This window comes from Amycolatopsis sp. NPDC049691 (genome assembly GCF_040675005.1).
GTDB lineage: Bacteria > Actinomycetota > Actinomycetes > Mycobacteriales > Pseudonocardiaceae > Amycolatopsis.
Genome location: NZ_JBFANX010000009.1, coordinates 1 through 9834 on the forward strand (window position 1 = coordinate 1; position 9834 = coordinate 9834).

Consider the following 9834-nt stretch of genomic DNA (forward strand, 5'->3'; position numbering starts at 1 on the left):
CACCGAACGACCGGTGCTCCCCCGCCGCCGTCATCGTCGCTTCCGGACCGGCAGGGGACCTCAGCCGAGGAGGTCGCGACCCATTTTGCCGATCTGGTCGAAGGTGGTGAGGTCGGGGACGGTCCAGCCGTCGAGGTCGTATTCGGCGAGGCATTGGTCGACGAAGTGCTTGTATCCGTCGAGTTGTCCGTCGGCGAGCTGGCCGAGCAGCAACGCCACCCGGGTGTTTTCGTGGCTGCCCGTGTAGTTGCGTTCGTAGAGTTCGTGGCGGCCGCCGAATTCGGTGCCGACGGAGTCCCAGAGGAGCTTCATGACCTTGACGCGTTGGGTGGCGTCGATGCCGTGCGAGCCGCGGAGGTACTTGTCCAAGTAGGGCCGGACATCGGGGTTCTCGAAGTCCTTCGCGCTGGAGTTGAGGTAGATCAGGCCGCTGGCGACGTCCTGGAGGACGATCTCGCGGATCCGGGCGTAGCCGAGCTGGGAGAACCAGCGGTAGGCCATCCCGTAGTCCGGGTTGGGGAGCACCGACCCGTTGCGCCACGGCACCGGGTTGCGGGCGGCGGCGTCGGAGAGCCCCCAGAGCAGGTTGCGCCAGGCGAGGACTTCGCCCAGCCGGGACTGCACGCCGCGGAAGTCGCTGACGCCGGTGATCTCCAGTGCCTTGGCGAGCAGGCCGGCCAGGAATTCGAACTTCACGGCGAGCCGCGTGGCGCCGTGGAACTGGGCCCGCTCGTTGAACCCCGACTGCCCGGCGAACATGCCCACCTTGGCCACGTCGCCGTAGATGAACACGTTCTCCCAGGGGATCAGCACCTTGTCCATCACGAGGACGGCGTCGTTTTCGTCCATCCGGGAGGACAGGGGATAGTCGAAGGGGCTGCCGGTGAGGGCGGAGGCGGCGGTGTAGGACTGGCGGCAGATGAGCTTCATGCCGGGCGCGTCCATCGGCACCGTGGCCACGATGTTGAACTTGCGGTCCTTGACCGGCAGCCGGTCGTGGGCGATGAAGTTGTAGTGCGTGAGGGCCGACCCGGTGGCGACGACCTTGGCGCCGGAGACGACGAGGCCGTTGTCGGTTTCGCGTTCGACGTGGACGAAGACGTCGGCGACTTCGTGCGGCGGCCGGTCACGGTCGACGGGCGGGTGCACGAAAGCGTGGTTCCAGTAGAGAACCTTTTCCTGCGATTCGCGGTACCAGCGGCGGGCGTTGTCGGCGAAGGGGTTGTAGAAGTCGGCGTTGGCGCCGAGGGTGCCGAGGAAGGCGGCCTTGTAGTCGGGGGACCGGCCCATCCAGCCGTAGCTCAGCCGGGACCAGGCGGCGATGGCCTGCTGGTCCGCGACGAGATCGTCCGCGCTGTGCGGGGTGGTGAAGAAGCGGTGCGTGTAGCCGCTGCCGCCGGTGTCGGTGGCGGTGGTGAGCACGTCTTTGTGTGCCGGGTCGTGCAGGGCGTCGTAGAGCCGCGCGGTCATTCTCGCGGGGTTGTGGAACGCGGGATGCGCGGTGATGTCCTTGACGCGTTCGCCGTAGAGGTAGATTTCGCGGTCGTCGCGCAGGCTCTCGAGGTATTCCGCGCCCGTCATCGGCCGCGTCGGCTCGGTCACCGGGCCACCTCCGCCCCGGACTCGGCGTCCGCCGCCGGGCGAGTGCCGCGCTCCCGCGATGGGGGCCGGTGGTCGGCGTCCGGTACTGCGAGCGGTTGGGCCATCTGTCCCGTCTCCTCTGTCGGGCCGCCGGGTCGTCCGGCCGCTGGGCGAAGGTCTGCCACGGCGCCGAACCCGGTGAACGGCCGGGCGCGCGGGAAGGGGCGTCTTCGCCAGCATGCTGGAGGTGCCGATCGCGGCGCATCTCGTTGCTTGCTGGGGCAACGCCACCCCCGCTGCGCCCTCAGGCGTCGGCCCTGGCGTACCGGGGGCGGCCGTGGGTCCGATAGGTCTGGAGTGTCATTCCCGTAGCGGTGGATCGCGATTCGACCTGCTCGAGCACGGTGTCGAGGCCGGCGTCGGCGAACAGCCGCGTGCCCTGGCCGAGGATCACCGGGGTGATCAGCAGGGTGATCTCGTCGACGAGCTCGTGGTCGAGCAGCCACCGGATCAGGGCGCCGCTGCCGTGCACCTGCAGCTCGCCGCCCGGCTTCGCCTTCAGCTCGCCGACGGCGGCGGCGAGGTCACCGGAGAGCACGGTCGTGTCCGCCCACCCCGGATCGGTCAGCGTGTTCGACGCGACGTACTTGGGCTTGGAGTTCAAGGCCATCGCGATGACGTTGCCGCCGGGGTCCGCGGCCATCGCACCCCACGAGCCGGCGAAGATTTCGTAGGTCCGGCGTCCGAACAGGAACGCGTCGGCGCGCGCGTAGACGTCGTTCAGGAATGTTCCGGCCTCGTCGTCCCACAGCGGACCCTGCCACCCGCCTCGCTCGAACCCGCCCCGGCGGTCTTCGTCGGCTGCGCCGAGTCCCTGCATCACGCCGTCGACGGTGACACACGTCGTGGTGGTCAGTTTCACGGTCTTCCTGCTCTCTTCCGGCTTCTGCGGGTGTCCTCCCGAATGCGCGCGCCAGAATAACGCGGCCGGTCCGTATTGGAGCCGCGAAGCGGATCCGGAGCAATTGCGGAGAAATCCCGGATACGCGCGAGGGACGGCCAGCACGGACCGAGATGCCCGCGTCCCGGCGGGCGGGCACGATGAACCGCACCGTCTTCACGGATGCGACCGGGCGATGAGAGGAATTGCAGTCCGATGACCCTCGAACAACAGTCTCCGGCCGCCGACGACGTCACCGACCGGCGGCAGCTTTCGGCCAGCCAGGCGTTCATGTGCGCTTTCGACCAGGGCAACGACGACTTCGGCGCGTTCGGGCCGCGGAACATCGTCTCCGCGGGCTGGCGCCTGCGCGGCCCGCTGGACCTGGGCACCCTGCAGTCGGCCCTGGACGACGTCGCAGCGCGCCACGAAGGGCTCCGCACGCTCATCGTCCGGAACGACGGAGAGCCCTACGGCCGCGTCCACCCGCCGACTTCCGTGCGTCTGGCGGTCAGCGACCTTTCCTCGGCGGTGACCGAAGCCGGCCGGGAGCGGCGCGCGCAGGAGTTCCTCAACGAGGTCGAGTGCGCCGACCGGTGCGACATCGGCGAGATGCCGCTGCTGCGAGCCAGCTTGGGGCGGTTCGACGACGAGGACGCCGTGCTCGTGCTCGTCACCCACCACTCGGTCAGCGACGCCTGGTCCATGCATCTGATCCTTCGCGACCTCGCCACCTGCTACGCGAACCGCCGGGGGTTCGCCGAACCCAGGCTGCCGGACATGCGGCAGTACGGCGAGCACGCGAGCTGGCAGCAGGACGAGCTGGCCGGTGCGCGCGCGGTCGTCGCGCGCGAATACTGGCGGACCAAGCTGGCGGGCGCGAAGTTCGTCACCATCCCCACCGATCGGGTGCGACAGCCGGGACGCAAGCCGTCCTATTCGGTGTACCGGTTCTCGTTCGAGCCGGAGCTCTTCAGCGCCACCAACGCGCTGGCGAGGTCGATGCGGAGCTCGTCGTTCATGGTTCTCTACGCGTGCTACAACCTGTTCCTGCACCGGAGGACGGGTGCGACGGACATCGTGGCGTCGACCTTCATGGCCGGCCGCGGGGAGCCGGCGTTCGAGGAAACCGTCGGCCTGTTCTTCAACCTCGTGCCGATGCGGACCGACGTCGCCGGCTGTGCGTCCTTCCGCGAGCTGGTGCACCGGACCCGCGCCACGATGCTCGAGGCCATCAGCCACGAGCTGCCGTTCCGCGAGGTCCTGCTGCAGGCCGACCCGGGCCTGATGGAACCGTTCATGGATCCGCACGGGGTCGTCAGCACCTTCGAGGTCAACCACTACCCGCAGACGCTCGAGGAAGAGCCCATCGGCGATCTCCGCTACAGCGGCCTCCGCCGGCGCCTGTTGTCGGCCACGGACACTTCGGAAATACCGAACGGCAGCCTGTGGGACTTCGACCTGGATCCGGCGGGCGACATCGTGGGCCTGGTGAAGTACAACAGCTTCGAGTTCGACGAATCCACGATCGTCGCGATGGTCGCCGAGTACGGGGAACTGCTGCGCGCGTCGCTGGCCTCCCCGGATGCGGCGTTGCCGGCGTGAAGCAACCGGGAGGACGCCGCACCGGGGGCACGCTGGAATCCTGTAGTCAAACCCGACGCCAGAGGGGAACCCCGTGAGCGAACTGAACTGGAACCCGGCCGCGGTCGCCGACTTCTACGACGGCGCGAGCGCGTTGGCCGACAAGTACTTCGGCGGCTACCAGCGGCAGGGTTACTGGTACGACGAGAACGACGACGCTTCGCTGGAAGAGGGCGCCGAGCGCCTCACCCGCAAGATCGTCGACACCCTCGGGTTGCGACGCGGAGAGAGCCTGCTGGACGCCGGGTGCGGTTCCGGGACCGCGTCGATCGACATCGCCGGCGCGTACGGCGTCGAGGTCACGGGCATCACGATCAGCCCGGTCGAGGCCGCGAACGCCCGGGCTCGGGCGGCCGCGAGCGACGTCGCCGGCCAGGTCCGGTTCGAGACCGGCGACTACCACTCCCTGTCCTTCCCGGAAAACCACTTCGACGCGATCGTCGCGTTCGAATCGCTCTTCAACGCCTTCGACCTCGAGAAGGCACTCGGCGAATTCCACCGCGTGCTCCGGCCCGGTGGCCGCGTGGCCATGTCCGAAATCGCGAAGGCGACGGATGTCTCGCCGCTGAAGAAGCCGTTCCCGCTGGCGCGCGAGCCCATGACCGCGGAGAGCTGGACCAAGGCGTTCGAGGCCGCGGGTTTCGTGGTCGAGGAGCGGATCCAGAGCAACCGCGTGTACGTGAACACCGGCAAGCGCCACACCGAGCACTTCGAAAAGGTGAGCGGCCGGCTCACCGAGGAATTCGGCGCGGAGCTGACCGAGGGGATCCGGCAGGGGATGCGGGAGGCGTTCCACCTGGGACCGGAGGACGTCACCTACCTGATCCTCTGCGCCAGGAAGCAGTAGTACCGCGGGCAAGTGCGGCGGATCGCGGCGAAACCACGAATGGCCGGGTGACGTTCCAGGCACCCGGCCATTCGTCGTCCCGGCCGGCGGACCGGGCATTCTCGAAGATGCCGGAGCCGGTCGCCGGCTGTGACAATCCCAAGAGACGGCTGCCGGTGTCCACACCGGCGCCTCGCCGGGAATCGGCATTCGTTGATTTGGGAGGAACAACTGTGAGCGAGACTGTGGAGACCGTGGGCCGGAGCCCGTTGCCCGGCGTTACCCCCGGCACGTGGGTGATCGACACGGCGCACTCGTTGGTCGGATTTTCCGTGCGTCACCTGATGAGCCGGGTGCGGGGGCGCTTCGCCGAGTTCTCCGGCGAGATCGTGGTGGGCGAGACGCTGGACGCGTCGTCGGTGCACGTGGACATCGAACTGTCCTCCGTGGACACCGCGAACGAGATGCGCGACAACCACCTGCGCAACAAGGACTTCTTCGACGTCGAGCAGTCCCCGAAGATGACGTTCGCCAGCACCGCCCTGCGCGCGGCCGGCGACAAGTGGGTGCTCATCGGAGATCTGACGATCCACGACATCACCAAGGCGGTGGAGATCGAGGTCGAGTTCCTCGGCGTGGACCCGACGGGCCTGCAGGGCGAGCCGCGCGTCGGGTTCGCGGGCAAGACGTCCATCAGCCGCAGTGACTTCGGGATCACCTTCGGTGTCGCCGCCGATGGCGCGAAGGTCTTCGTCGGTGACCAGGTCGAGATCTCCCTCGAGGTCGAGGCCGTCTTCAGCGAGTGAGCCGGCGACCGGCCGGGTCGCCATGACAACCGGATGGAAGCGCGTCGCTTCGGGTGCGCGCCGACGACAGGATTTGGTGTGACTACTGCAGACACGGGGCGCGCACCCGGACGGCGGGAATGGCTCGGCTTGGCGTTGCTCTGCCTGCCCACGTTTCTCGTTTCGATGGATTTCTCGGTGCTGTACCTGGCTGTGCCGCACCTGACCGCCGACCTCGCGCCGAGCGGTGTCCAGCAGCTGTGGATCGTGGACATCTACGGCTTCGTGATCGCGGGTTTCCTGGTCACCATGGGAACCCTCGGCGACCGCATCGGGCGGAAGAAGCAGCTGCTCGCCGGGGCCGCCGTGTTCGGCATCGCCTCGGTGGTCGCGGCGTTCTCCAGCAGCCCGGGCATGCTCATCGGCGCCCGTGCGGTGCTCGGTTGCGCGGGTGCCGCGGTGCTGCCGTCGGTGATGGCCCTGGTCACCGGCATGTTCACCGAGCAGAAGGACCGTGGCCGGGCGCTGGCCATCTGGACGGCCTGCTTCATGACCGGTTCGACGCTCGGCCCGCTCGTCGGCGGCGTCCTGCTCCAGTACTTCTGGTGGGGCTCGGTGTTCCTGGTGTCCGTGCCGGGGATCGTGCTGCTGCTGGTGTTCGGCCCCGGCCTGCTGCCGGACCAGAAGAGCCCGTCGGCCGGGAAGCTCGACCCGGTCAGCGTGGTGCTGTCCCTCGCCGCGATCCTGCCGTTCGTCTACGGGCTGAAGGCGCTGGCCCGGGACGGCTGGGCGTGGTTCCCGGCGGCGGCGCTGGTGTTCGGGATCGTGGTCGCCGTGGTGTTCGTGCAGCGGCAGCGGCGCCTGGAACACCCGCTGCTCGACCTGCGGCTGTTCGGCAACCGCATCTTCCGCTCGACGGTCATCATGTTCTTCATCTCCGCACTGGTGGGCGCGGGCAGCCTCCTGTTCGTCACGCTGTACCTGCAGAACGTCATCGGGCTCACCCCGCTCGCCGCCGGCCTGCTGCTGCTCGTGCCGAACGCGCTGATGATCATCGCCAGCCTGACCACCCCGCGGCTGGCCAACCGCGTCCGGCCGTCCTACCTGCTCGCGGGCGGTATGGCCGTCGCCGCGATCGGGTACGTGATCTTCACGTTCACCGGCTCGGCTTCCGGTCCCAGCACGATCTTCTTCGCGATGTGCGTGGTCATGCTCGGCACCGCCCCGCTGGCGGCGCTGGCCAACCACCTCGCGATGGGTGCGGTGCCGCCGGAGAAGGCCGGTTCGGGGGCGTCGATCGTCCAGACGGCCACGGAGTTCGCGATCGGGCTCGGCATCGCCACGCTCGCCACGATCGGGACCGTCGTGTACCGGAACAACCTGGAAGGTTCGCTGGGTGCGGTCCCGGCCGGCTCGGCGAACGCGGCCAGGGAAAGCATCGACCGCGCGGTCGACGCGGCCAAGGGCCTGCCCGGCGCGCAGGGGAGCGGCCTGCTGGCCGCGGCCCGGGACGCGTTCACGTCCGGCCTGCACGTCGTGGGCGTGATCAGCGCCGTGCTCTGCGCCGGACTGTGCGTGCTCGTCCTGCGAGCGTTCCGGGACGCGAAGAACGCGCACGGCGGCGTGGACGAAACGACGCAGCAGCCGGCCGCCGATCCGGTGGCCGAGACCGCGCCGCTCATCGAGGGAGCGGCGTAGGAGCGGCGGGATCGCGTCAGCTGAACTGACGTCCGTGGATGGCGTACGGCTCGAAGCCGTACGCCATTCCGTCGTGAACGGGTACGCCGTGCCGTGGCGGAGATCGCCGCCGACGCCGGGCTTTCCGGCCCGGTGCGGCGGTTTCGAGGCCGCTCCGCGGGACGGCACACCCCGTGGTTCATCCTTCACGGCGAGTGGCGCCAAATGGAGAAGGAAAATTTTTCCGACAGGTGTCGAATGGTGTCGAGTCCGTTCGTAGTCATGATGAGAGACCGGAACAGAGCCGGTCGCCAAAACACGGAGGCACACGTTGTCCGTCACCGCCAACACCGCGACCACCACCGCCGCCGCCACCACCACCTCGACGAAGTCCCTCGTGGCCGGTGGGCTCACCGCCACGGCCGTCGCGGCCGTCGCGACCACGGCCGTCGCCGGGCTGGGCAAGCTCGCCGGGAACAGCCTGGCCGTCGGCGGTGCGCCCATCCAGCTTTCCGGCTTCGCGCTGCTGACCGTCGTCTTTTCGGGACTGGGCCTGGTCTTGGCCCTGGTGCTCGCCCGGAAGGCCCGCCGGCCGCGCACGGCGTTCGTCCGCACCACGCTGGTGCTCACCGCCTTGTCGCTGGTCCCCGACCTCGTCGTGGACGCGGCCGTTTCCACGAGGCTGCTGCTGATCCTCGCGCACCTGGTGGCCGCCGCGATCGTCATCCCGGCGATCGCCCGGCGCCTGCACGTCTGATTCCCCGGTTCGAAGGGAGCTCGTCCGTGAAGAAATACCTGCTCGCCGTCCACTTGGACGAAAGCGCGGCGCCGCCGTCCGAAACGGAATTGCGGGCACACCTTGCCCGGACGGGGCAGGTCACCGACGAAATGCGGGCCGCGGGCTCGTGGGTGTTCGTCGGTGGCCTGCTGCCCTCCCACGCCACCACGGTCGTCCACCCCGGCAACGGCGGCTCCACGGTGACCGACGGCCCGTTCGCCGAAACGAAGGAACAGCTCGGCGGTATCTGGGTGATCCGGTGCGAGGACCTCGACCAGGCGCTGGGCTGGGCCGAGAAGTGCGCGCTGGCTTGCCGGTGCCCGATCGAGGTGCGCCCCTTCGAGGATTCCCGCCGGGCCTGAGCAGATGGATCTGGACAGCATCTACCGGGCGGAGTACGGCCGGTGCGTGGCCACCCTGACACGCCTTCTCGGCGACATCGGGCTCGCCGAGGAGGCCGTGCAGGACGCCTTCGCCGTAGCCATCGAAAAGTGGGGTGAGGCACCGCCGCCCAACCCCGGCGCGTGGATCGTGACCGCCGCCCGCAACCGCGCGATCGACCGCCTGCGGCGGGAATCGACGCGGGAAGCCCGCCATGCACAAACGCTGCTGCTGCACCAAGCCGACGAACCGGAGGAGGTGGGACCCGTGCGGGACGACCAGCTGCGCCTGATCTTCACCTGCTGCCACCCGGCGCTGTCCCCCCTCGCGCAAACCGCGCTCACCCTGCGGTTGCTCGGCGGGCTCGAGGTGGCGGAGATCGCCCGCGCCTACCTCGTGCCGGAAGCCACCATCGCCCAGCGCATCGTTCGTGCGAAGAAGAAGATCCGCGACGCCGGCATCCCGTACCGGGTACCCGCCGAAGCGGAGCTGCCCGACCGGTTGCCGCCGGTCCTCACCGTGCTCTACCTGATCTTCAACGAGGGGTACACGTCCACTTCGGGCGGACTGCTGCGGACGGACCTGAGCCTCGAAGCGGTCCGCCTGGCCAGGGCACTCGCCGAGCTGATGCCCGATGAGCCGGAAGTGCTCGGGCTGCTGGCGCTGCTCCTGCTCGTCGAAGCCCGCCGCCCCGCGCGGGTGGGCCCGTCGGGGGAGCTCGTGGTGCTCGCCGAACAGGACCGGTCGCTGTGGAACCGCGAGCTGATAGCCGAAGGCCACGAGCTGGTGCGGCGCTGCTTGCGCCGCGGGCAGCCGGGGCCGTACCAGCTGCAGGCCGCGATCAACGCCGTCCACACCGACGGGCCGGCCACCGACTGGACGCAGGTGCTCGCACTCTACGACCAGCTGCTGCGGCACAGTCCGACGCCGGTCGTGGCACTCAACCGCGCCGTCGCCGTCGCGGAGGTGCACGGACCCGCACGCGCCCTTGCCGCCATCGCCGAGCTCGAGCTGCCGGGCTACCACCTGCTGCCCGCCACTCGTGCCGACCTGCTTTCCCGGCTCGGCCGGACCGCCGAAGCCGTCTCCGCCTACGACGAGGCGATCGCCTTGGCGACGAACGCCACGGAGCGGGGCTTCCTGGAGAAGCGCCGGGCGCGGTTGAGCACCGGCGCCTGACCCGGCCGCGGGGGGGGGGGGGGGGGGCCGGGGCGCCGGGCGC

The 9834-nt window shown here is 69.4% G+C and carries 9 protein-coding genes; 7 read left to right on the plus strand and 2 right to left on the minus strand.

Annotation, left to right across the window (positions count from 1 at the left end; genetic code table 11):
- Positions 1–60 precede the first annotated feature (60 nt).
- Both AB0J40_RS21260 and AB0J40_RS21265 read right to left on the minus strand, forming a co-directional pair.
- Positions 61–1581 carry a 4-hydroxyphenylacetate 3-hydroxylase N-terminal domain-containing protein gene (locus AB0J40_RS21260; protein ID WP_364456265.1) on the minus strand — a complete coding sequence of 507 codons (1521 nt, stop codon included), beginning with the start codon at positions 1579–1581 and terminating at the stop codon, positions 61–63.
- A 304-nt stretch (positions 1582–1885) separates the two neighbouring features.
- Positions 1886–2503: a dihydrofolate reductase family protein gene (locus tag AB0J40_RS21265; protein WP_364455671.1), complete on the minus strand. Its 618-nt coding sequence runs from the start codon at positions 2501–2503 to the stop codon at positions 1886–1888.
- Between the two features lie 234 nt (positions 2504–2737).
- Here AB0J40_RS21265 and AB0J40_RS21270 point away from each other — a divergent pair, with 234 nt between their 5' ends.
- The 7 genes from AB0J40_RS21270 to AB0J40_RS21300 all read left to right on the plus strand — a co-directional run bounded on the left by AB0J40_RS21270 (position 2738) and on the right by AB0J40_RS21300 (position 9791).
- The gene (locus AB0J40_RS21270; protein ID WP_364455673.1) at positions 2738–4126 is read left to right on the plus strand and encodes a condensation domain-containing protein; all 1389 of its coding nucleotides are present in this window, start codon (positions 2738–2740) and stop codon (positions 4124–4126) included.
- Between the two features lie 73 nt (positions 4127–4199).
- Complete coding sequence (locus tag AB0J40_RS21275; protein ID WP_364455676.1) at positions 4200–5012, plus strand: methyltransferase domain-containing protein; 813 nt, start codon at positions 4200–4202, stop codon at positions 5010–5012.
- 212 nt (positions 5013–5224) lie between these two features.
- Positions 5225–5797, plus strand: a complete 573-nt coding sequence (locus tag AB0J40_RS21280) for a YceI family protein (protein ID WP_364455678.1) — start codon at positions 5225–5227, stop codon at positions 5795–5797.
- A gap of 33 nt (positions 5798–5830) precedes the next feature.
- Positions 5831–7474 carry an MFS transporter gene (locus tag AB0J40_RS21285; protein WP_364455681.1) on the plus strand — a complete coding sequence of 548 codons (1644 nt, stop codon included), beginning with the start codon at positions 5831–5833 and terminating at the stop codon, positions 7472–7474.
- A gap of 310 nt (positions 7475–7784) precedes the next feature.
- Positions 7785–8210: a DUF6069 family protein gene (locus AB0J40_RS21290; protein WP_364455683.1), complete on the plus strand. Its 426-nt coding sequence runs from the start codon at positions 7785–7787 to the stop codon at positions 8208–8210.
- 26 nt (positions 8211–8236) lie between these two features.
- Positions 8237–8593, plus strand: coding sequence for a YciI family protein (locus tag AB0J40_RS21295; protein WP_364455686.1), 357 nt, complete (start codon positions 8237–8239; stop codon positions 8591–8593).
- Between the two features lie 4 nt (positions 8594–8597).
- Positions 8598–9791 carry an RNA polymerase sigma factor gene (locus tag AB0J40_RS21300; RefSeq protein WP_364455688.1) on the plus strand — a complete coding sequence of 398 codons (1194 nt, stop codon included), beginning with the start codon at positions 8598–8600 and terminating at the stop codon, positions 9789–9791.
- Positions 9792–9834: the final 43 nt, after the last annotated feature.